This is a genomic window from Longimicrobium sp. (assembly GCF_048594345.1).
GTDB lineage: Bacteria > Gemmatimonadota > Gemmatimonadetes > Longimicrobiales > Longimicrobiaceae > Longimicrobium.
This window is the reverse complement of sequence record NZ_JBMDXM010000021.1, coordinates 1-21621: the sequence shown is the minus strand read 5'-3', so window position 1 is coordinate 21621 and position 21621 is coordinate 1. Positions and strand designations below refer to the sequence as shown.

The 21621-nt window shown below is 69.3% G+C and carries 17 protein-coding genes; 10 read left to right on the top strand and 7 right to left on the bottom strand.

All coding sequences use genetic code 11. The features are described 5' to 3' along the window. Positions 1-9: 9 nt before the first annotated feature. Both ACOJUJ_RS02010 and ACOJUJ_RS02005 read left to right on the top strand, forming a co-directional pair. On the top strand, positions 10-1521 hold the full coding sequence (locus ACOJUJ_RS02010) for a flavin-containing monooxygenase (protein WP_420125171.1): 1512 nt from the start codon (positions 10-12) through the stop codon (positions 1519-1521). Positions 1522-1756: 235 nt separating this feature from the next. Further along, positions 1757-2842: an alpha/beta hydrolase gene (locus tag ACOJUJ_RS02005; protein WP_420125170.1), complete on the top strand. Its 1086-nt coding sequence runs from the start codon at positions 1757-1759 to the stop codon at positions 2840-2842. A 492-nt stretch (positions 2843-3334) separates the two neighbouring features. Here ACOJUJ_RS02005 and ACOJUJ_RS02000 read toward each other — a convergent pair whose 3' ends face one another. Then, positions 3335-5212 carry a diguanylate cyclase gene (locus tag ACOJUJ_RS02000; protein WP_420125169.1) on the bottom strand — a complete coding sequence of 626 codons (1878 nt, stop codon included), beginning with the start codon at positions 5210-5212 and terminating at the stop codon, positions 3335-3337. Between the two features lie 250 nt (positions 5213-5462). Here ACOJUJ_RS02000 and ACOJUJ_RS01995 point away from each other — a divergent pair, with 250 nt between their 5' ends. Beyond that, on the top strand, positions 5463-6365 hold the full coding sequence (locus ACOJUJ_RS01995; protein ID WP_420125168.1) for an SDR family oxidoreductase: 903 nt from the start codon (positions 5463-5465) through the stop codon (positions 6363-6365). A 228-nt stretch (positions 6366-6593) separates the two neighbouring features. Then, positions 6594-8645 (top strand): multicopper oxidase family protein, encoded by a 2052-nt coding sequence (locus ACOJUJ_RS01990; protein WP_420125167.1) that lies wholly within the window; start codon positions 6594-6596, stop codon positions 8643-8645. 163 nt (positions 8646-8808) lie between these two features. Here ACOJUJ_RS01990 and ACOJUJ_RS01985 read toward each other — a convergent pair whose 3' ends face one another. Continuing rightward, positions 8809-8988: a hypothetical protein gene (locus ACOJUJ_RS01985; protein ID WP_420125166.1), complete on the bottom strand. Its 180-nt coding sequence runs from the start codon at positions 8986-8988 to the stop codon at positions 8809-8811. 161 nt (positions 8989-9149) lie between these two features. Between ACOJUJ_RS01985 and ACOJUJ_RS01980 the strand changes: the two genes are divergently transcribed. Together ACOJUJ_RS01980 and ACOJUJ_RS01975 are read left to right on the top strand one after the other, a co-directional pair. Then, positions 9150-9356: a hypothetical protein gene (locus ACOJUJ_RS01980; RefSeq protein WP_420125165.1), complete on the top strand. Its 207-nt coding sequence runs from the start codon at positions 9150-9152 to the stop codon at positions 9354-9356. 64 nt (positions 9357-9420) lie between these two features. Further along, a complete protein-coding gene (locus tag ACOJUJ_RS01975) occupies positions 9421-9618 on the top strand; it encodes a pinensin family lanthipeptide (protein WP_420125164.1) in 198 nt (65 codons plus the stop codon). Between the two features lie 348 nt (positions 9619-9966). Here the strand turns inward: ACOJUJ_RS01975 and ACOJUJ_RS01970 are convergent, their stop codons facing one another. After that, on the bottom strand, positions 9967-11439 hold the full coding sequence (locus ACOJUJ_RS01970) for an MDR family MFS transporter (RefSeq protein ID WP_420125163.1): 1473 nt from the start codon (positions 11437-11439) through the stop codon (positions 9967-9969). Positions 11440-11734: 295 nt separating this feature from the next. Here ACOJUJ_RS01970 and ACOJUJ_RS01965 point away from each other — a divergent pair, with 295 nt between their 5' ends. After that, entirely contained in the window at positions 11735-12469 is a 735-nt protein-coding gene (locus ACOJUJ_RS01965) for a hypothetical protein (protein WP_420125162.1), read from the top strand. Between the two features lie 199 nt (positions 12470-12668). Here the strand turns inward: ACOJUJ_RS01965 and ACOJUJ_RS01960 are convergent, their stop codons facing one another. From ACOJUJ_RS01960 to ACOJUJ_RS01945, 4 genes are all read right to left on the bottom strand, one after another. Then, positions 12669-13040, bottom strand: coding sequence for a hypothetical protein (locus tag ACOJUJ_RS01960; RefSeq protein WP_420125161.1), 372 nt, complete (start codon positions 13038-13040; stop codon positions 12669-12671). A gap of 338 nt (positions 13041-13378) precedes the next feature. Next, complete coding sequence (locus tag ACOJUJ_RS01955) at positions 13379-14599, bottom strand: RCC1 domain-containing protein (RefSeq protein WP_420125160.1); 1221 nt, start codon at positions 14597-14599, stop codon at positions 13379-13381. A 306-nt stretch (positions 14600-14905) separates the two neighbouring features. Continuing rightward, the gene (locus tag ACOJUJ_RS01950; RefSeq protein WP_420125159.1) at positions 14906-15340 is read right to left on the bottom strand and encodes a DoxX family protein; all 435 of its coding nucleotides are present in this window, start codon (positions 15338-15340) and stop codon (positions 14906-14908) included. 183 nt (positions 15341-15523) lie between these two features. Next, entirely contained in the window at positions 15524-16123 is a 600-nt protein-coding gene (locus ACOJUJ_RS01945) for a short chain dehydrogenase (protein ID WP_420125158.1), read from the bottom strand. A gap of 675 nt (positions 16124-16798) precedes the next feature. Here ACOJUJ_RS01945 and ACOJUJ_RS01940 point away from each other — a divergent pair. The 3 genes from ACOJUJ_RS01940 to ACOJUJ_RS01930 are packed head-to-tail and all read left to right on the top strand — an operon-like array spanning position 16799 to position 20159. Continuing rightward, on the top strand, positions 16799-19273 hold the full coding sequence (locus ACOJUJ_RS01940; RefSeq protein WP_420125157.1) for a PAS domain-containing sensor histidine kinase: 2475 nt from the start codon (positions 16799-16801) through the stop codon (positions 19271-19273). Further along, complete coding sequence (locus ACOJUJ_RS01935; RefSeq protein WP_420125156.1) at positions 19270-19686, top strand: response regulator; 417 nt, start codon at positions 19270-19272, stop codon at positions 19684-19686. Before ACOJUJ_RS01940 ends, ACOJUJ_RS01935 begins: the two co-directional genes overlap by 4 nt. Before the next feature lie 8 nt (positions 19687-19694). Next, positions 19695-20159: a response regulator gene (locus ACOJUJ_RS01930; RefSeq protein ID WP_420125155.1), complete on the top strand. Its 465-nt coding sequence runs from the start codon at positions 19695-19697 to the stop codon at positions 20157-20159. Positions 20160-21621 lie beyond the last annotated feature (1462 nt).

The following is a 21621-nucleotide window of genomic DNA, read 5'->3' as shown; positions in this document are numbered from 1 at the left end:
GGGACAGACGTGGCGCAGGGCAGCGACGTGCGCATCGCCATCATCGGCAGCGGGTTCGGGGGGTTGGGAACGGCCATCCGCCTGAAGCAGCGGGGGATGGACGACTTTGTGGTGCTGGAGCGCGCCGGCGACGTGGGCGGCACCTGGCGCGACAACACCTATCCCGGCTGCGCCTGCGACGTGCAGTCGCACCTGTACTCGTTCTCCTTTGCGCCCAATCCCGACTGGAGCCGCAGCTTCTCGCCCCGGCCGGAGATCCAGACGTACCTGCGGCGCTGCGCCCGCCAGTTCGGCATCCTGCCCCACGTCCGCTTTCACCACGAGGTGACGGACGCCCGGTGGGATGACGACGTGCAGCGCTGGCGCATCCAGACCTCGCGCGGATCGCTGACGGCGCAGGTGGTGGTGATGGCGGCCGGCGCGCTGAGCGATCCCGCGATCCCCAACCTGCCGGGGCTGGACCGATTCGAAGGCCGCGCGTTTCACTCTGCCCAGTGGGATCACGCGTACGGGTTGCATGGAAAGCGCGTGGCGGTGATCGGCACGGGCGCGTCCGCCATCCAGTTCGTCCCCGAAATCCAGCCTCAGGTGGCGCGGCTGCACGTCTTTCAGCGCACCCCGCCGTGGATTCTGCCGCGCCACCAGCGTGAACTGGGTGCGGGCGAGCGCCGCCTGTTCCGCGGCGTGCCAGCGGCGCAGCGGGCGGTGCGCGGGGCCATCTACCTGGCGCGCGAGGCGATGGTGCTGGCCTTCCGCAACCCGCGCGCGATGGGCGTGGCGCAGCGCGTGGCCCTGCGCCACCTGCGCCAAAGCGTCCCCGACCCCGCGCTGCGGAAAAAGCTCACGCCCGACTGGACGATGGGGTGCAAGCGCGTCCTTCTGTCCAACGAGTACCTGCCCGCGCTGGCGCAGCCCAACGTGGAGGTAGTGACGGACGGAATCGCCGAGGTGCGCGCCCGCTCCATCGTCACGGCGGACGGAGCGGAGCGCGAGGTGGATGCGATCATCTTCGGCACGGGGTTCCAGCCGACGGATCCACCGCTGGCCCGGCACACGCGCGGGCGCGACGGGCGCACGCTGGCGGATGTGTGGGCCGGCAGCCCGCGCGCGCACGTGGGCACGACCGTCGCGGGCTTCCCCAACCTGTTCATGCTGATGGGGCCCGACACCGGCCTGGGCCACACCTCGGTGGTCTACATGATCGAGGCGCAGATCGAGCACCTGCTGGGCGCGTTGGGCCACATGCGCGCGCACGGCATCGCCGCCCTCCAGCCACGCGTGGAGGCGCAGGAGGCGTTCGTCGCCGCGCTGGACCGGCGGATGGCGGGGACGGTGTGGACGTCGGGCGGGTGCCGCAGCTGGTATCTGGACGCCACCAGCCGCAACAGCACGCTGTGGCCGGATTTCACCTGGCGCTTCCGCCGCCGTGTCGCCCGCTTTGAGCCCGCGGAGTACGCGATGGAGCGGCGGAGGGGACGCGTAGGCGGTGATGAGCCCCGGTGGATGAACCCCGGTGGATGAGCGGGTAAACCCGCTGCTGGGAAAGCGATAAGCCCCGCACAAGGCTCGCGGAGCTCGCCAGCGGGGCTTCAACAGCAAAACCGCGGCAACGCACCGCAGGTTTTCGCGACGTTTATACCCTCTCCCGCTTGCGGGAGAGGGTGCGAGCCTAAGCGAGCGGGTGAGGGCCCGCGGACGCAGTTTGATCCGTCCGTATCTCCCACTTTCGCACTTTCGCACTCTCGCACTCGTCCCCATGTCCGACCGCCCCATCCGCCTCGCCGAACGAATCGAGAGCCTGGCCGCACGCCTGCTGGTGCGCTTGCCGGGGCACGTGCACGTGCGCTTGTCCGGCGAGCCGCCCGTGGTCGCGGACGGGGCGGCGCTGGATCCGCACGTGCAGCTGGTGCGCGCGCTCCGCCGCAAGCGGCATCCGCACCACCTCTGCGAACCCACGGTGCGGCAGGGGCGCGAACGCTACCGCCGCGAGTCGCATCTCTTCCGCGGGCCTACCACGCAGGTGGCCACCGTCCGCGACTTCAGCATCCCGGGTGATGGCGGACCCCTGCGCGTGCGCCACTACGCGCCCGCGGAAACCGATGCGCAGCCGCTGACTGTGTACCTGCACGGCGGCGGATTTACCATCGGCGACCTGGATACGCACGACGAGGCGTGCCGCATCCTCTGCCGCTACGGCCGCGTGCACGTGCTGTCGGTGCACTACCGCCTGGCGCCCGAGAACCCCTTCCCCGCCGCGCTCGACGACGCCCGCGCCGCGCTTCGCTGGGCACAGGCGCACGCGGCGGAGCTGGAGGCGGATCCGGCCCGCGTGACGATTGGCGGGGACAGCGCGGGGGGCAACCTGGCCGCGGTGATCGCGATCGAGACGCGCGGCGACCGGCCGCCCGCGGCGCAGTTGCTCATCTATCCCGCGACGGACGCGAAGAACACGCGGCCGTCGCAGCAGTTCTTTGGGCAGGGATACTTTCTGAGCGACGAGGACAGGGCATCGTTCACCCGCTACTACCTGGAGGGCACCGGCACGCCCGAGCGCGACTGGCGCGTGGCGCCGCTGTACGCCGCGGACCACTCCGGCCTGGCACCCGCGCTGGTGGTGACCGCCGGCTTCGACATGCTGCGCGATGAGGGCGACGCGTACGCCGACGTGCTGCACGCCGCCGGCACCCCCACGCGGCGGATGTGCGCGGACGCGCACGGCCACGGCTTTCTGCACATGACCGGCGTGTCGCCCGGCGCGCGGCAGGCGATGGTGCGGGTGGCGGAAGAGTGGCGGGTGCTGCTGGACGGGATCGGCGCGTCCCCCACCGCCGAAGGCGGCTAAAGCCGCGGCTGGAAGTGCCATAAGCCCCGTCCCGGCTCGCTACGCTCGCCGAACGGGGCTTCACCTGCTCGCGTAGGCCGCGGCCTGCGCGCCTGGCGGGTTCGACGCGGAGAGAATCAGGCTGCCCAACCCGCAAGCGGCCAGATCTCCCCTGCTCCCCACCCCGGGCGCGGTGTCACCCTGAGGGAGCGCACGCCCGTATCTTTCATAACTGCATAATACCGAATCCGGAAAAACAACATCGGAAGGTATAGAGGAACTGGGAACCGCCAGAGGAACAGAGGTGATCCGCAGCCCTCCTCTGGTCCTCTGGCCGTTCTCTGTTCCTCTGTACCCTGACCTCTGTTTTCATTAGCGCCGGGCCGCCGAGTCCGCGCAGGCGGACTTTGCGAATTTCCAGCGGCGAATTCATTCGCTCCCGCGGGCGGACGGCACATTGCTGGACCGCCGCCGCAATCCGAATCATCCGCTCCTGCACCGCGCGGGATGCACCTACGCCGGCGCCAGGTCCACGCGGTTGCGGCCGCGCTCCTTGGCGCGGTAGAGCGAGTCGTCGGCGCGGCGGGAGAGGGCGGCGAAGTCGTCGTCCGCGGGTGCGCGCTCGGCCACGCCCACGCTGAGGGTCACGCGCAGGGCGGGGTCCACGTGGTCCCAGTCCATGCGCTCCACGGCCGCGCGCAGCCGCTCGGCGATCTCCATCGCACGCTCCGCATCCGCGCGGGGAAGGACCACGATGAACTCCTCGCCGCCGGTGCGGCCGATGACGTCGTCGTGGCGCAGCACGCCGCGGCACGTCTCCGCCACCTCCCGCAGCACGGTGTCGCCCACCTCATGGCCAAAGGTGTCGTTGATGCGCTTGAAGTGGTCCACGTCCAGCGCCAGGATGCTGATGGGCTGGTGCGTGCGCCGGGCGTCCGCCAGCCGGTCGTGGGCCACGGAAAGCAGGTGGCGGCGGTTGGGAAGGCGGGTGAGCTCGTCCGTCATCGCCATCACCCGCAGCCGCCGGGCGCTGTGTACGTGCCGCGCCACCAGCACCGCCAGAATCCCCATGATCAGCACGCTCAGGGCGATGATCACGGTCTGCAGCCGGCGGATGCGCGCCACCGCGGCCAGCCGCTGCCCGCGCAGCCGGTTCTCCAGCAGCAGCGCGCGGTTCTCCGCTTCCTTCTTTTGCGTGTCGAACTGCACGCGCAGCCGTGAGGTGTGCTCTTCCTTCAGCTGCTCCGCCAGCGCCTGCTGCAGCCGCTGCTGCGTGCCGCGCGCCTCGTACGCGGCGCGCCAGTCGCCGGTGGCGGCGTAGGCCAGCGCACGCTCGGCGTGCAGCTTTTCCAGAAAGCGCGTGTTGCGGGTGGAGTCAAAGTGCACCCGCGCGGCCTCCAGGTCCGACAGCGCGGCGGCCGGGCGACCGGCCGCGCGCAGGGCCGTGCCGCGCGACAGGCGGACGCGCGCCTGCCCGTCCGCGTCCGCCGTGCGCACGTAGTGCGCGAGCGCCGCGTCCAGCACGGGCAGCGCCTCCGCCGGACGCCCCGCCTTGGTAAGGGCGATGCCGATGGAGCGTTCCACGATGGCGATCTCGGCGCGGTCGCCGCGCTGGCGCTCCAGCGCGAGGGAGCGGCGGTAGTACTGCAGCGCGGCCGCCGGATCGCCCTTGTTTTCGAGCGTGGTGCCCATGTTGAAGTACGCCGTGGAGATGCCGGCCGTGCTCCCCGCCGCCTGGTGGGCGGCCAGAAGCTGCCGGTAATACTCCAGCGCCTTGTCATACTCGCCCACCCGGCTGTCGGCGTACAGGTTGGCGATGTCGTTGAGCGTGTGCCGCTCGCGCGACCGGTTCTTCAGCTTTACGTACAGGTCGTGCGACTCGGTAAGGTCAGCCAGGGCGGCGCCCATCTCGCCACGGTAGTAGCGCACCTCGCCGCGCAGCATCAGCCCGTCGGCCAGCAGCTCCGGGTCGCGCAGCCGCCGCCCTTCGGCCACGGCGAACTCGTACTCCGCGGCCGCCTCGTTCATCCGTCCGGCGCCCTCGTAGCCGTAGCCGCGGCACAGGCGCAGGTCCGCGCGGCCCCGCGCATCGCCCGCGCGCTCCGCCTCGGCCACCCCCGCCGCGGCCAGGGCGATCAGCGAATCGGGCTCCAGGTCGCCGGCCTGCAGCCAGCACCGCAGCCCCAGCGCCTTCATCCGCAGCGCGCGGTCGGCGGGCGCCTGAAGCAGCCCCAGCGCGCGGTCGAGGGTGGGCAGCGCGGCGGTGTCGTCCCGCTCGGCCATCTGCTCGGCCCGTTCCAGGAGGGCGCGCGCGTTCTGCGCCGCGGACTGTGCGTACAGCCGGCCGCCACAGGAAAGCAGGAGGGCAAGGAGAAGGATGGGGATTCGCATGCGGGGCCGGGCGGGGGGTGCGCCGGGGTGGACAACCGGCGGCGACGGGTAAGATTGCGACGCGCCGCGTGATTGGGAAGGTTGGAAGGAAATCCCTCACCCGCCCCGGCACCAAACCCCGTTGGAATCACGACGCAGGAAATCAACCGGCGGATGATCGCGCGGGGGATCGAACCGGCGAGATCCGGAGCCCGCGATCGGCCAGCGGCATCGACGCGCATCATCCACATCAGAACCAGGGATCGATCCGATGGCTTCTTCGCTCACAGGCAAGGTGGTGCTGATCACCGGCGCGGCGCGCGGCATCGGCGCGGAGACGGCGCGGCAGGTGGCCAGGCGCGGCGCCCGCGTGTCGCTGGTGGGGCGTGAGCCGCGGCTGCTCGCCGAGGTGGCCCGTGAGCTGGGGCCGAGGCACGTGTGGCACGAGGCGGACGTGACCGACCAGGCGGCGCTGGACCGCGCGGTCGCGGCCACCGTGGCCGCGCTGGGCGGCATCGACGTGGTGTTCGCCAACGCGGGGATCGCCAGCAACGGCACCGTGGCCGTCACGCCGGTGGACGCGCTGGTGCGGACGATCGAGGTGAACCTGATCGGCGTGGTGCGGACGATCAGCGCCACCCTGCCCCACGTGACCGAGCGGCGCGGCTATTACCTGCTGATGTCGTCCGCGTCCGCGCTGGCGCCGCTGCCGGCCATGGCGCCCTACTCCGCCAGCAAGGTCGCGGTGGAGCAGTTTGGCAACGCGCTGCGGCTGGAGGTGGCGCACAAAGGGGTGGATGTGGGCGTGGCGCACCCTTCGTGGATCGACACCGACCTGGTGCGCGACCAGCAGCGCGAGCTGAGCACCTTCAACCAGACGCTGGCGGCGCTTCCCGGACCGTTCGGCAAGGTGACGCCGCTGGCGGAGTGCGTGGACGCGCTGGTGGACGGAATGGAGCGCCGCCGCCGCAAGGTGTTCGTCCCCGGGTCGCTGGCGCCGCTGGCCGCCATCCGCCAGTTCTTCAGCAGCCCCCTTGCCGAGCGCGCCACCCTGAAGCGCGCCGCCCGCATGATCCCCAGGCTGGAGCGCGAGATCCTGGCCCTGGGCCGCGCCTTTGGCCAGCACAGCGTGGGCAACCAGGACGTGCCGGAACCGCCGCACGCCGCGGAGTAGCCCCGGTGGCGCTCCGAAGCGGGGATCCACAGGCTGTGGCTCCTGCTACGCGGGGAAGCAGCAGCGTCGTTGCGTGCGGGCGGAAACACACCCATATTCTGCCTGATTGTGTCTCGATGGGGAGCGATCCCGCCGTTCCGGCCGCGCTGATCCCCTTCCGTCGAAGCGTGTTCGTCCCCAGGCGCAGTCCGGCCCGCACATCCACCCGTCGTCCTGGAGAGCCTTGCGATGATCGAAGACCGCGTTTTCGCCCCACGCAGGCTACGCCGCCTGCTGCCGGAGCTGTTGGGCACCGCCGCCATGGGCGCCGCGATGGTCGCGGCGGCGTGCGCGCCTCGCGCGGCGCCGGTGGCCGGCCCCGGACCCGCGGCGCCGGCCACGGCCCACGACGACTCGCTGCGCGAGCCGCTGACGGTGCGCGCTGTGAACGGCGTGCTGAGTGCCACGCTGGACGTGATGATGGCGGACCTTACCGTCACCCGCGACGGCGCCGTCGAGCCGGGCACCGTGGTCAAGGACACCGTGACCACCGACACCCTGCCCCTGCGCGCCTACCGGCTGGCCGCCACCACCGACCCTTCGTACCAGCCCGACGATCCGCGGTTCACGCCGCGCTTTCCCGGGCCCACGTTCCGGGTGCGGCCGGGCGACCTGGTGCAGATCTGGCTGCGGAACAAGCTTCCCATGCCCACGGAGGCGTCGAACTTCAACGACGTCTGCATGGACTACCCGGCGTCGGCGGACTCGGCGGACGTATTTCAGGACTGCCTGCACGGCCCCAACTGGACCAACATCCACTATCACGGGATGCACGTCACCCCCGACAGCACCTCCACGGTGGTGGGCGACGACGTGCTGATGGCCATCGCGCCGGGCGACAGCATCCTGTACTCGTTCCGCATCCCCACCAACCAGTCTCCCGGTACGCACTGGTACCACCCGCACAAGCACGGCTCGGTGGCCCTGCAGGTGGCCAACGGAATGTCGGGCGCCTTTATCGTCGAGGATCCCGGCAAGGGGCTGGACTGGTTCACGAAGGAGTTCAACATCCGCGAGCACCTGATCGCGTTTCAGCAGGTGGACACCACGGTGGGCCTGCTGCACGGCGACAAGACCAACATCCTCGACAAGGTTCCGCCCCTGGTGAACGGGCAAAACTACCCGACCATCTACATGGCCCCGGGCGAGATCCAGCGCTGGCGCATCGTGAACGAGAACGTGACCAGCGCTACCAAGACGCTGGAATTCCGGTTCGAGGACCTTCCGGGCGAAGAGCCCTTTGTGGTGGAGGTGGCGCGCGACGGCGTGCAGTACGCCCCCATCAACATCGCCCAGGGCAACGATTCGCTCATGCTGGTGGCGGCGGGCAACCGGCTGGACGTGTTCGTGCAGGCCCCGCAGCAGGCCGGAAGGCACCGCTTTCGGGTGCGCCACATTCCGGGGGCCAGCCAGCGCACCCGCCGCCGGCCGGTGATCCCGCTGAATACCGCGGCGACGCTGCGCGACTCCCAGATCACCGCCAACGACTACCGGGTGTTCCAGGTGGTGGTCGATCCCACCCTGGCGCCGCGCACCCCGGGCCTGCCGTTCAGCGGACGCAACCTGTCGGCGTTCCTGGGAGAGCGCGTTCCCCGCGCGGCCGAGTTCCTGGGCGTTGACCTGGCGGCGGCCCGCGACACGGCGGTGATCGTGTTCACCGACACGGCCGGCCCCGGCAACGACACGACGCCCACCCAGTTCTTCCTGGGCAGCGCAACGAGCCCGTTCCAGCGGTTCAACGACGCGTCCGTCTTCGTTCCGTCCAACGCGGGCGGTACGCCCATGCCCATGATCCTGGACAGCACGCAGACCTGGAAGATCGTCAACAACAGCCCCAACTCCATCAACCACCCGTTCCACATCCACATCAACCCCTTCCAGGTAGACTCGGTCTACGCGCCGCAGGGGAGCGCGGACCCGTACTACGACCTGTACCAGGAGCTGAACGCGGCCTCGCGACGAGGATCGCCGATCTGGCTGGACGTGCTTCCGCTGCCGGTGCCCGTTGCGAACGGCAGCGTCATCACGGATTCCGCGTACGTGTTCATCACCCAGCGCTACGAGGACTTTACGGGGTGCAGCGACGGCAAGTGCGGCCCGCCCACGGGCAGCTTCGTGATGCACTGCCACATCCTGGGCCACGAGGAACGGGGGATGATGCAGGTGCTGCAGATCACGGAAAACGGGCAGCCTATGGCGCGGCAGCAGGGGAGCGGCGCCCACGGAAGCCACCGACACTGACGGACGGCGACACCTGAAGCGGCTCCGCGGCGGATTCCGATCCTGGAAGACGGGTCTCACGCGGAGCCGCGGAGGGCGCGGAGGCGCGGAGAAAAACAGCGAGGACGCGGGGAACGATCGGTTCCCCGCGTCCTCGCTTCGTTCGTCGTGCTGGAACGTCCGATCAGCAGGGCTGAGGGCTGAGGCAGTGCTGGATTCCGGAAGGCCTGCAGGCTGAGAGGCACTGGCTCAACAGGAAGGTGGCCATCTGGGCGCCTTCCACCGTGCCCCGAACGCCTTCGGGTGATTCCACCTCGAACGATTCAACGGCCAGCGATTCGACGTCGAGCATCAGCTTTTTCATGTGTGCTCCCTGGTAAGGTTTTCCCGCGGGCGGCGGATCGGCACCGCATCGTAGATATTCACCTATCCGGACACAATACACAAGAAGCGGAACGAGGCTTGCGGCGGATGAGGCACGTCCCCGCATCACTCCCTTCTTCGCTGGTCACCAGGAGAACGCGCATGCACAAGATCAGGCTGGATGTCGATCGGCTGCAGGTGGAAAGCTTCGACACCTCCGTCGCGGAACGCGAGGAGCGTGGCACCGTGCACGGCCACTGGAGCCGGATTGGCACCTGCGACGGCCGGGTGGCCACGTGCCAGTACGGCGGCAGCTGCGGCGCCGGTTGCGCCACGCGCAGCGGATGCACGCAGCTGGACTGCGTGTAGCGCGCGCAGCTGCGAGCGGCCGGCCCGTTCGCGGCTCATCCCTCATCACCCACGGGAGAACACGATGAACAAGATCAAGCTGAACCTGGACCGCCTGCAGGTGGAGTCGTTTGAAACCGCCTCCGTGGCCACGGAGCGCGGCACCGTGCACGGCCACTACAGCCAGCGCGGCACCTGCGACGGGCGCGCGGCCACGTGCCAGGACGGTAAGTCATGCACCGCCCGCTGCGGCACTGTCCTCGGCTGCACCATCGCCATCTGACCGAACCGCCCCGACGCGCGCATTCAGCCACGGCGGTACACGAAGGGCCAACATCGAAACAATGGAGCCAGCGGAGACCTTCCTCCGCTGGCTCCGTTGATTGTCCACGTCGTCCGGCTGCGTGATGCTGATCGGGTTACGTGCCGTGCCGCCCGCGGGAGCGAATGAAGAATTCGCCGCTGGAAATTCGCAAAGTCCGCCTGCGCGGACTCGGCGGCCCGGGGGTGTGCGGCGTTCCAGGCACCTGCGCGTCCGCAGCGAACGGCAGCCGGAGCGCACCCAACCTGCCCACCTCCGTCCCTCTCCGCGCCTCCGCGACCTCCGCGCCTCCGCGTGAGCTCCCTGCCGTTACTCCACCCGGCGCAGCTGTGGAATCCGCCACACCACCAGCACCGTGACCAGCCCCAGCACCGCGATCCCCCAGAACACCACGTGCAGGCTGTCCGCCAGCCCCACGCGCAGCAGCGCCAGCACGTCCGCGGGCAACTGCGCGGCTCGGGGAGCGGCCTCGCTCATCAGGTCCTGGATGCTGTCCAGCGACACGCGCCCTTCCAGCCCCTCGCGCCCCAGGTAGCGCGCCATCTGGTAGTTCAGCACCCCGCCAAACAGCGCCGCGCCCAGCGCGTTGCCCAGAATGCGCATCAGCATGTTGCTGGCGGTGGCCACGCCCCGCTGGTTCCACGGCACACTGCTCTGGATGGCGACCAGCGTGGTGCTGTTCACCAGCCCCATTCCAATGCCGATGATGAACGAGCCGATCCCCGCCGGCACCGCGCCGTAGTGCGCCAGCGTGGCGATGATCAGGCAGCCGGCGAGCAGGCACACGCCGCCCGCGCGCACCAGCCGCGGCACGCCGATGTCGATGATGTGGTGCCCCGCGTAGAACGCCGCCAGCGGCCACCCCAGCGTCATGGACGAAAGCGCGAAGCCCGCCAGCAGCGCCGACCCGCCCAGCACCCCCTGCACGTAGGTGGGCAGAAAGGTGATCAGGCCGATCATCATGATCCCCGACGTGAGCGTGGCCACGTTGGCAAAGCGGATCAGGCCGTTCCCCCACAGCTCCATGTGCATCAGCGGGTCCGGCGCGCGGTGTTCCTGGCGGATGAACAGGAACACCGCGATCACGAACGCGGCAAACAGCGGCAGCACCATGGTCAGCCCCCACGCGCTGGCCTGGGTGAGCCCCAGCATCAGCGAGCCCACGCCCACCAGCAGCAGCGCCGCGCCCGCGTAGTCGATGCGCCGCGCCTCGCGCTCCACCCCTTCGTGCAGGTAGATGACGATCAGCGCAATGGAGGCGATGCCGAACGGCAGGTTGATCCAGAAGATCCACGGCCACCCGATGCTGTGCACGATCAGCCCGCCCGCCAGCGGCCCCAGGATGGACGATGCGCCCCACAGCCCGCTGATGTACCCCTGCACCCGCCCGCGCTCCTCCAGCGGATAAAGGTCCGCCGCCAGCGTGGTGATCACCGGCTGCACCGCCCCGGCGCCCAGCCCCTGGACAAAGCGAAAGGCGATCAGCATGGCCATCGTGCTCGCGAACCCGCAGGCCACCGAGCCCAGCAGAAACACGACAACGCCAAAGATGAACACCGGTTTGCGGCCAACCAGGTCCGACAGCTTGCCAAAGATGGGGATGGTGACCGCCTGCACCAGCAGGTACGACGAGAACACCCAGCTGTACAGCTCAAAGCCGCCCAGCTCGGCCGAGATGCTGGGCATGGCGGTGGCCACGATGGTGACCTCGATGGCCGACATGAACATCGCCAGCAGCAGCGCCGTGAAAACCAGCGCGCGGTGAGTCGTGGTTTCCCTCACGTAACGGTAGGATCAGGTGATACAGACAAAGCGAAGCGCGGCCGGATTGCACCCCCCGTACCGCGCACGAGCCAGAACGCGTCCAACGCAAACATTCGACGGCGCCGGCGGAAGAGGCACCCTCCATCGACTCCGCGCGAAGCCGGTCTCGTTCGCGGGATGATACACCTCGCGACGACGAGAGGGGAGGGCCGTCCCATCCCTGCATCATCGGAACTGCGCACGTCAGAAGCTCGACGTGCCGAACATTCAGATGAGGACCACAACCCTCCATCGCGATAAGGAAAAGGTGTTGATGCGCTGGCTGAATCGGCTGGCGGCCGGCCTTGCCGGCGCCATCACGGGGATGAGCGTTCTCCTTATCCTGATCCTTGCCGGCTCCGTAGGCCTGGGATGGTTCGGCCAGGATCACGGTGCGTCTGTCTGGGCCATGCTGTTTGGCGGGTACGGCGCGGGGCTGGCGTGGCCGCTGTGCGCGCTGACGGCCGCGGCTATCCTCATCCTGCTGGCGCTCGGGGTCGCGCGGCGGGAGGTGCGGACGCTTCGGCGCGGATCGGCGGTGCTTCTTGGGGCCACCGCCCTGCACGCCGCGTGGCTGTTCGGCATTCGGCCACCCACGGAGCGCACGGAGGTGTTCACCGGAACGTTCGTCTACGGGCACTACGGGTTCAGGCCTGACTACCTTGCCCTGTGCGAGGATCCGGCCCATCCGCTGGCGCGTGGCGCGGACCTGTTGGAGGGTGCCGTCGAACCCGGGATGCCCGTGCTGGCTGCCGTATCCATTCCGGAGCAGGGATGGCGCGGCAGCCACCCGCGAGCGTGGCCGTCCACGCGGTCCGACAGCCATGGCACGCGGTACTGGCAGCTGCGCGTGCGCGGCACACTCCGGGGACCCGCGCAGTACGGCCGGCCAGCGCTGATGCAGTATCGCCTGAAGGTAGACAGCGTGCTGAGCGTGGCACCCAGCCGCGTCTTCCAGGACGAGTGCGGCGTCGAGGACCCGCCTCCAGACTGGTCGCCACGCGAGTGAGCGCCGACTGATCCCGAGCAGTTGAAGCCCCGTTCCGCACGCGCAAGCGAGCGAAACGGGGCTTATCGCTTTCCCAGCAGCGGGTTCACCCGCTCATCCTCGCCCCGCGTCCGGACCCATCGCTCCATCGCTCCATCCCACCATCCCACCATCACACCATCACACCATCACACCATCACACCATCACACCATCACACCATCACACCGCCACTCCGTCCCCCCGCAGCGTCTCATCCACTTCCCGCATCACCGCCCGCACTCGCGCCACGGTTTCCCCCAGCGGCGGCGGCGCTGGGGACGCCGCGACATCACCGCCACGGGCGCCAAGTGACGTGAGCGCGACCTCGGCGCCGCGGGTTACGGCGGTCGCCTGGGCCAGAAGGACGCAGAGCTCGCCATCGGCCACATCCGCCCATTCGGGAGGGATGGGGGTAAGCCTGCGGCGCTCCGCCTCGCATTCAAACGCAAGCCAGCCGGACGCGAACTGGGGGCGAACGTCGCCGCGCATGGGCGTGGTGGCCCAGACCTGCCAGCGAACGCCGCCGGCATCGGTAAAATCTCGTATCGGCATCGACTCTCGCCGCCAACAATCCAGGGTAGATACAAAGAAGCGGGCACGCCGGTCCCGCACGTGCCCGCCATCGCGCACCGACCCGTCAGCCGGGCTGCGGGAAACGCATGGTGCAAGCACCGTGCGCGATCCGGACTGCTCCCTGATCATCAGCATACAGCCGGGTTCAATCCGGAATCGATCGATCCGCGCGGCACCGCATCCCCGCATTGTGGCGGCGATCCCCGCGATTTGCCAATGACCGCCGTTCGTCAAACAGGCCCGGCAGCCGCGATGGCTGCCGGGCGTGTCTGCATCCGTGCCGCGTGCCCTGCGTCGGCCGAGCCGCGGTTCAGCCGTCAGTGCGAGACGGCCGCGGGGGTGGTGGCGTCGGTGGTGCCGCCGTTGCCGATCTGCGAGTAGTTGTTGCGGCCCCAGCACCAGGCTTGCCCCACCCCGTCCAGGCCGCAGGTGGTGTACCCGCCGTTGGAGACGATGCCGAACGCCACGCCCGACGGCTGCGACACGGCCACCGGCACCTTGCGCTGCGTGAACGTGCCGTCGCCCAGCTGCCCGCCGTTGTTGAAGCCCCAGCAGTAGCTCTGTCCGCCGCCGGTCACCGCGCAACTGTGCGCCCAGCCGGTGCTGATGGAGGCCACCGTCACGTTCGCTGGAAGCTGAACCGCCACGGGGTCGTACCGCGTGGTGAGGGTGTTGTCGCCCAGCTGCCCGTTGCCGTTCTTGCCCCAGCACCAGGCGCCGCCGTTGGTATCCACCGCGCAGGTGTGCCGGTACTCGGCGTGAAGGTAGCTGAACGTCACGCCCGCCGGGTGCGTCACCTGCACGGGGATGGAGTCGCCGAAGCTGAAGCCGCCGCCCATGGCGCCCTCCGCGCCGTATCCCCAGCACCACGCCTGGCCGGTGGTGTCCAGCGCGCAGGTGTGCTTCTCGGCCGCGGAAATGCTGGCGAAGGTCACGCCCACGGGCTGCTGCACCGCCACGGGCGTGCGGCGGTACGCCGTGGCGTTGTTGCCCAGCTGCCCGTACGCGTTGGCGCCCCAGCAGTACGCCTGCCCGCCGCCGTCCAGCCCGCAGGTGTGCTGCAGCCCCGCGTCGATGCTGGCGAACGCCACGGCGCCCAGCGGCTTGACCGCCACCGGGGCCAGCCCCAGGCTGGTGGTGCTGTCGCCCAGGCGGTAGTCGGCGTTGTAGCCCCAGCACCACGCCTGGCCGGCGCTGGTGATGGCGCAGCTGTGCTCCTGCCCGGCGGTCAGCTGGGTAAAGGTGACGCCCGGCTGCTGCAGCACCTGCACGGGCGTGGTGCGGGTGCTGGCCGTGCTGTCGCCCAGCTGGCCGGTGGCGTTGCGGCCCCAGCACCACGCCTGCCCGGCGCTGGTGAGCGCGCAGGTGTGGCTCTCGCCCGAGTCCAGCGTGTCGAACGCGGTGGTGGGGATGACGGTCAGCGCCACCGCCGGCGGCGCGGCCGCGGGTGCGGTGGGCTGGTTGTCGGCGCACGCCGACAGCAGGGCGGCGCCCAGCAGCGAAAGCGCCGCGGCGCGTGGAAGGGTTCGGCGGATCATGGGGCCTGCTCCGGTCGCGGAGTGGGGGGACGGAACTGCGGATCGAATGGAATGTGCGTACGGCACCGGCGCGCGGTCAACGGAAAACATGTTCACTTCCCGTCACTATATATTAACAGTTGACCCACTTTCTCCGGCTTCTCGCACCGGGCTGCTGGACTTCGCCTACAGATTGCTCCGATGACGCGAACCTGATACACACGGCAACGCGCGGCGGCATGGCCACCGCGCCCCATGCACGACGCGAAAAGGACGCGGAGAAAGCCTTTCTCCGCGTCCTGCATCATTCGCCGTCCGGCAGGCCCGTCAGCTGCGCGAGGGCCTGCGGCCCGCGAGTGAGCCATCCACCGAGTACCTGCCCGCGCCGGCCAGCATCAGCGCCAGGCAGGCGCCCAGCAGCGCAAAGGCGAACTCGTATCCCTCGGGGAGAAAGAAGCCCTTCGACAGGTGCACGAGGACGATGGCGCCCACCATGTCCGCCGCCAGCAGTGCCGCGAACAGGGGCGTCAGCACGCCGATGATGAGGGCGATGCCGCCGATGAGCTCCAGCAGCGCGATGAACGGCCCCACGATGCCCGCCATCGGAATCCCCATCCCCGCGAACCCTTGCGACACGCCCGCAAAGCCGTACTGAAACACCTTCTGCCAGCCGTGCATCAGCATGATGATCCCCGTCACCACGCGCAGGATGAGCAGCGCCAGGTCCACGCGCGCCGGCGTGGGGGTGAGCAGTCGGTGCATCGGTTTCCCTTTCGCTGGGTTACGGAAGCCGTCCGATCCGGACCGCATCGGCGGGCGCCTGAAGTGGACACAACTGTAACCAGGGTAGTAACAGATACACCCCGCGTCAAGACTTTTCTACGGCGCACGCGCGCTCATCCGAAGCCGGCGACCGGCTCCGGATGACGCCGTCCGCGGATCTGTTCAGCCGTACGTGCGCGCGTCCAGCACCCGGCCGTTGTGCGCGCCGGTGATGGCGTCCACGTACGTCCGCGCCACGGCGGCCGCGGGCATGCCGCCGGCGGGGTCCCTGCCCATGGCCTGCAGCGTCTCGCTCACCCACGGCGGGCTTACCACGTTCACGCGGATGCCGCGCGGCATCTCCAGCGCCGCGGCGCGCACGAAGCCCTCCACCCCCGCGTTGATCAGGCTGATGGCCGCGCTGCCGGGGGTGGGCTCCTGGCTCAGCACACCGCTGGTAAGGGTGATGGATCCGCCGTCCGCCACCTGCTCCACACCGTAGCGCACCAGGTTCACCTGCCCCATCAATTTGTAGTGCAGGCTCATCTCAAAGTCGTCGTCCGAAAGCTGGTCCAGCGGCTTCCACGCGCCGCCCCCCGCGCACGAAACCACCGCGTCCACCCGCCCCGCCTGCGCGAACATCCGCCGGATGGAATCCGCATCCGTGATATCCACGCGCAGGTCACCGCTGCTCCGGCCCGCGGACAGCACTTCGTGCCCGTGCAGCGCCTGCACCACCGCCTCGCCGATGGTTCCGCTCCCTCCGATCACCAGCACCCTCATCTGCATTCCTCCCGAAAGTGGCCGCTCGCACACCGCGTCGATCGCGGCGCGCGGGCAAGCTCCCGCGCGCGACGTCCGGCAACTGCCGCGCCGGAAGGTGAAGGGGTGCGATCCCCGGGCCCTCTCCCCCGCCAGGCCTTTCGCTCGTTCCTCGCGACGGCTGGCGACCCCTCCCCCAACTTCGGGGGAGGGGTGGTGTGCACCGAGAGTTCAGTGCGCTCCGAATCAGGCCGAAGCGGGATCGACTTCTCCCCTCTCCCGCGCAGTTTGCGGGAGAGGGGCCGGGGGTGAGGACCCATCGGGCGCGACCCCCAGGCCCTCTCCCCCGCCAGGCGTTTCGCTCGTTCCTCGCGACGGCTGGCGACCCCTCCCCCAACTTCGGGGGAGGGGTGGTGGCCGACAGCCTGCGGCTCTACGACTGGCATGCGCAGCGCACCCAACCGTCCGCTCGCGTCACCTCTCCTCCGAAGTTGGGGGAGAGGCCGGGAGAGGGGGCCGCCCGCGGACGCAGTTCGATGCCTGCCTGGGCGCGCCCGACTTCTCCCCTCTCCCGCGCGGTTTGCGGGAGAGGGGCCGGGGGTGAGGGCCAACGCGCGGCAGGGCTGTTGCCGGAGCACGATTGCGGGCGCAGGGTTTGCAAAAGCTTCCGCGATTCCGTTCATCCACCGAGAAGCCATGCAGTTGATCGACCATCACACGGCGCCGGCCCCCACGCCCGCCGCCGCCGCGCTGTTCGCCGGCGAGGGAGAGATGCGCGCGCGGTGCCGCGCCATGGACTGGGCCGCCACCCCGCTGGGGCCCGTCGAAAGCTGGCCCGCCGCGCTGCGCTGGACCGTGCGCACCGCCATGGACTCGCCCTTTCCCATCAACCTGTGGTGCGAGCCGGAGCTGGTGCTCATCTACAACGACGGGTACCGGCACGTGCTGGGAGACAAGCACCCCGGCTCGCTGGGCCGCCGCGGCACCGAGGTGTGGCGCGAGATCTGGCCCGAGATCGCGCCCATGTTCGAACAGATCCGCGGCGGCGGCCCGCCCATCTACGCCGACGACGCGCCGTTCGTCATCGAGCGCGCGGGCGCCGAGAACAACGCCGCAGCGCCGGGCGAGCCCAACGCGTGGTTCACCTTTGCGCTCAGCCCCGTGCGCGACGATCAGGGCGGCATCGTGGCCTACCTGAATGTGGTGTCAGAAACCACGGCGCGCATCATGGCCGAGCGGCAGCTGCAGGCCGAACGCGGACGCCTGGCAGAGATCTTCGAGCGCGCGCCGGCGTTCATCGCCACCCTGCGCGGGCCGGACCACGTGTTCGAAACCGCCAACCCGCTGTACAAACAGCTGGTGGGGCACCGCGACGTGATCGGCAAGCCGGTGCGCGAGGCGCTGCCCGAGGTGGTGGAGCAGGGCTTCATCGGCCTGCTGGACGGCGTGTACCAGACGGGCGAGGCCTTTGTGGGCACCGAGGCCAACATCCTGCTGCAGAGCACCCCGGACGCCCAGCCGGTGGAGCACATCCTGAACTTCACCTATCAGCCGATCACCGAGACCAACGGAAGCATCTCCGGCATCTTTGTGCATGCGGTGGACGTAAGCGAGCAGGTGCGCGCGCGTCGGCGGGTGGAGCGGCTGGAGGAGCGGCTGCGCCTGGCGCTGGAGTCGGCCGACATCGGCACCTGGGACTTTGAGCCGCGCTCGGGCCGGCTCATCTGGGACGAGCGTGCGCGCCGCATCCTGGGCCTGCCGCCCCACGCGCCGCTGGACTACGGCGTGTTCCTGGAGCGCCTTCACCCCGACGACCGCGACCGGGCCAACGCCGCGGTGCAGGCGGCGCTGGACCCCGCGGGCACCGGCACGTACGAGACGGACTACCGGGTGGAGACGGAGACCCAGGGCACCCGGTGGATCCGCGCCAGCGGCAAGGCGTTCTTCGACGCCGAGGGAACGGAGGCGGTGCGGTTCGCGGGGACGGTGATCGACGTGACCGAGCGCACCGTGGCCGAGGCCGAGCGCGAAAAGCTGCTGCGCGAGGCCCAGACGCAGCGCGCCCGCCTGTCGCAGATCTTTACCGAGGCGCCGGCCGTGATGGCGCTGTACACGGGCCGCGACCACGTGGTCTCGCTGGTGAACCCCACCTGGGAAAAGACGGTGGGCAAGCCCGGCGCGCTGGGCCGCCCGTTTCGCGAGGTGTTTCCCGAGTTTGCCGGCACCGGGCTGTTCGAGGCGCTGGACCACACCTACGACACCGGCGAGCCGTTCGTGGACCCCGAGGTGAACGTGCCGCTGGAGCGGTGGGGCGTGCTGGAAGACACCTGGTGGAACCTGGTGTGGCGCCCGCTGGAAAGCGACGATCCCGACCGCCGCGACATCCTGGTGCACGCCGTGGAGGTCACCACGCAGGTGCGCGCGCGGCGCGAGGTAGAGCAGAAGGCCGAGGAGCTGGCGCGGCTGGCGCGCGCGCTGGAAGTGAGCAACCGCGAGCTGGACCAGTTTGCCTACGTGGCCTCGCACGACCTCAAGGCCCCGCTGCGCGGAATCGCCAACCTGTCGCAGTGGATCGAGGACGACCTGGCCGACCGCTTTACCGAGGAGGCACACCAGCACATGCGCCTGCTGCGGGGCCGCGTGCACCGCATGGAGGCGCTGATCGACGGCATCCTGCAGTACTCGCGCGCCGGCCGCACGCACGAGGCGCCGGAGCGGATCGACACCGCCGCGCTGCTGGACGAGGTCGCCGACCTCATTGCCCCGCCCGAAGGCACGCGCATCGTGGCGCACCCCGGCATGCCCGTGGTGTATACGGAACGTACGCCGCTGCAGCAGGTGTTCATGAACCTGGTCAGCAACGCGGTCAAGTATGGTGGCCCCGGCGTGCAGGTCGACGTTTCGGCGGAGCGGGATGAAGACGGGCACCACTTCGTCGTCCGCGACAACGGCCCGGGAATCGCGCCGGAGTACCACGAGCGCATCTTCGCCATCTTTCAGACGCTGGCGGCGCGCGACAAGGTAGAGGGAACCGGAATCGGCCTTTCCATCGTCAAGAAGATGGTGGAAAGCCGTGGCGGCCGGGTGTGGCTGGAGTCTGCCCCCGGCCAGGGAGCGGCGTTCCACTTTCTGTGGCCGGCCCAGCCGGCGGAAGAAACGGGCGAGGGATGAAGGATCGCATGCTGAACATTCTGCTGGTGGAAGACGACGAGGTGGACGTGATGAACGTTCAGCGCGCCTTTCGCACCAACAAGATCTCCAACCCGCTCTTTGTGGCCGAGGGCGGCGAGGAGGCGCTGGTGATGCTGCGCGGCGGCGAGATCCCGCGCGAGCGCCGGCTGGTGCTGCTGGACCTGAACATGCCGCGCATGAACGGCATCGAGTTTCTGCGCGTCCTTCGCGCCGACCCGGAGCTCAGCTCCACCACCGTGGTCGTGCTCACCACCAGCAACGACGAGCGCGACCGGGTAGAGGCGTACCAGCTGAACGTGGCCGGCTACATCCTCAAGCCCGTGACCTTTCAGAACTTCTGCGAGGCCATGGCGACGCTGAACAAGTACTGGTCGCTGGTGGAGCTTCCCTGAACGTGCCGATGAACGATACCGTAAAGAGATCCGCCGGGACCGACTCCCCGGGGCTGGGGGGCGACGCTCCACTACGCGTGCTGGTGGTGGATGACGACGCGGTGGACCGCATGGCCGTAAAGCGCCAGCTGGCCCGCACCGGCATCTCCGTCGAGACCGGCGAAGCCGAAGGGGTGCTCGAAGCCATCGGCCAGCTGGCGGATTCCGCGTACGACTGCGTGCTGCTGGACTTCAACCTTCCCGACGGCGACGGGCTCACCTTTCTGCGCGGGTTGCGCTCCGCCGGCATTTCCGTTCCCGTGGTGATGCTTACCGGGCAGACCGACCCCGAGGTGGTGGCGGACCTGGTGATGGCCGGCGCCTCCGACTACATCCCCAAGTCGCTGCTTACCCCGGAGCGTCTGCTGCAGGCGTTCAGCACCTGCTGCGGCGGCAACGCCGGCGTGCGGCACCGGCTCGCCACCCCGGGCTGAGGCCGGCGAGCGACCTGAGGATCTCTTCTGCCCACGCACCCGGCTCAGACCCACGCCCAATCGCACTTGCCCCTTGGGGGTGCGGTGTCATCCTGAGGGAGCGCACACCCCCAACTTTCATAGCCACATAAGCTTGCGCGCGACCGAAGGATCTTTGTCCGGTCGCGCCGGGCCCAGCCTTACGAGCCGTTCCACTCCCTCTGTTGCCAACCCTCACCTCCCCCAACGGCGTGGCGCAGGATTCGAGGCGCTTCGGATAGAGATCCTTCGGTCGGCGCACGGGGTGCCGTGTGTCGCCGACGGTTCAGGGCGGCGCCTCTCTCAGGATGACAGTGGAGGCGGACGGGGGCTCTGAGGCTGAGAGGGTGTTGCCAAACCTCGCCTGCTCCCGCCGGCCGCACACTGTCATCCTGAGGGAGCGCACGCCCCTAACTTTCATAGCCACATAAGCTTGCGCGCGACCGAAGGATCTTTGTCGGGTCGCGCCGGGCCCAGCCTTACGAGCCGTTCCACTCCCTCTGTCGCCAAACCTCACCTACCCCCAACGGGCGTGGGGCAGGGTTCGATGCGCTTCGGATAGAGATCCTTCGGTCGGCGCACGGGGTGCCCTGTGTCGGCGACGGTTCAGGGCGGCGCCTCGCTCAGGATGACAGTGGAGGCGGACGGGGGCTCTAAGGCTGAGAGGGTGTTGCCAAACCTCGCCTGCTCCAGCCGGCCGCACACTGTCATCCTGAGGGAGCGCACGCCATAACCTTCGTGACCGCAGAACTTTGCGCGCGACCGAAGGATCTTTGTCGGGTCGCGCCGGGCCCAGCCTTACGAGCCGTTCCACTCCCTCTGTTGCCAAACCTCACCTGCCCCAACAGGCGTGGGGCAGGGTTCGAGGCGCTTCGGATAAAGATCCTTCGGTCGGCGCACGGGGTGCCGTGTATCGCTGACGGTTCAGGGCGGCGCCTCTCTCAGGATGACAGTGGAGGCGGACGGGGGCTCTAAGGCTGAGAGGGTGTTGCCAAACCTCGCCTGCTCCAGCCGGCAGCACACTGTCATCCTGAGGGAGCGCACACCCCCAACTTTCATAACCACATAAGCTTGCGCGCGACCGAAGGATCTTTGTCGGGTCGCGCCGGGCCCAGCCTTACGAGCCGTTCCACTCCCTCTGTCGCCAAACCTCACCTGCCCCGACGGGCGTGGGGCAGGGTTCGAGGCGCTTCGGATAGAGATCCTTCGGTCGGCGCACGGGGTGCCGTGTATCGCTGACGGTTCAGGGCGGCGCCTCTCTCAGGATGACAGGTGGAGGCGGACGGGGGCTCTGAGAAGGGTTGTCAAACCTCCCCTTCTCCAGCCGGCCGCACACTGTCATCCTGAGGGAGCGCACGCCCATAACTCTCATAACCACATAAGCTTGCGCGCGACCGAAGGATCTTTGTCGGGTCGCGCCGGGCCCAGCCTTACGAGCCGTTCC

What these genes read in the sequence shown, in the direction of transcription:
- ACOJUJ_RS02005 (WP_420125170.1), top strand. Translation starts at nt 1,757, where the DNA reads ATGTCCGACCGCCCCATCCGCCTCGCCGAACGAATCGAGAGCCTGGCC.
- ACOJUJ_RS02000 (WP_420125169.1), bottom strand. Translation starts at nt 5,212, where the DNA reads ATGCGAATCCCCATCCTTCTCCTTGCCCTCCTGCTTTCCTGTGGCGGC.
- ACOJUJ_RS01995 (WP_420125168.1), top strand. Translation starts at nt 5,463, where the DNA reads ATGGCTTCTTCGCTCACAGGCAAGGTGGTGCTGATCACCGGCGCGGCG.
- ACOJUJ_RS01990 (WP_420125167.1), top strand. Translation starts at nt 6,594, where the DNA reads ATGATCGAAGACCGCGTTTTCGCCCCACGCAGGCTACGCCGCCTGCTG.
- ACOJUJ_RS01985 (WP_420125166.1), bottom strand. Translation starts at nt 8,988, where the DNA reads ATGAAAAAGCTGATGCTCGACGTCGAATCGCTGGCCGTTGAATCGTTC.
- ACOJUJ_RS01980 (WP_420125165.1), top strand. Translation starts at nt 9,150, where the DNA reads ATGCACAAGATCAGGCTGGATGTCGATCGGCTGCAGGTGGAAAGCTTC.
- ACOJUJ_RS01975 (WP_420125164.1), top strand. Translation starts at nt 9,421, where the DNA reads ATGAACAAGATCAAGCTGAACCTGGACCGCCTGCAGGTGGAGTCGTTT.
- ACOJUJ_RS01965 (WP_420125162.1), top strand. Translation starts at nt 11,735, where the DNA reads ATGCGCTGGCTGAATCGGCTGGCGGCCGGCCTTGCCGGCGCCATCACG.
- ACOJUJ_RS01960 (WP_420125161.1), bottom strand. Translation starts at nt 13,040, where the DNA reads ATGCCGATACGAGATTTTACCGATGCCGGCGGCGTTCGCTGGCAGGTC.
- ACOJUJ_RS01955 (WP_420125160.1), bottom strand. Translation starts at nt 14,599, where the DNA reads ATGATCCGCCGAACCCTTCCACGCGCCGCGGCGCTTTCGCTGCTGGGC.
- ACOJUJ_RS01950 (WP_420125159.1), bottom strand. Translation starts at nt 15,340, where the DNA reads ATGCACCGACTGCTCACCCCCACGCCGGCGCGCGTGGACCTGGCGCTG.
- ACOJUJ_RS01945 (WP_420125158.1), bottom strand. Translation starts at nt 16,123, where the DNA reads ATGAGGGTGCTGGTGATCGGAGGGAGCGGAACCATCGGCGAGGCGGTG.
- ACOJUJ_RS01940 (WP_420125157.1), top strand. Translation starts at nt 16,799, where the DNA reads ATGCAGTTGATCGACCATCACACGGCGCCGGCCCCCACGCCCGCCGCC.
- ACOJUJ_RS01935 (WP_420125156.1), top strand. Translation starts at nt 19,270, where the DNA reads ATGAAGGATCGCATGCTGAACATTCTGCTGGTGGAAGACGACGAGGTG.
- ACOJUJ_RS01930 (WP_420125155.1), top strand. Translation starts at nt 19,695, where the DNA reads ATGAACGATACCGTAAAGAGATCCGCCGGGACCGACTCCCCGGGGCTG.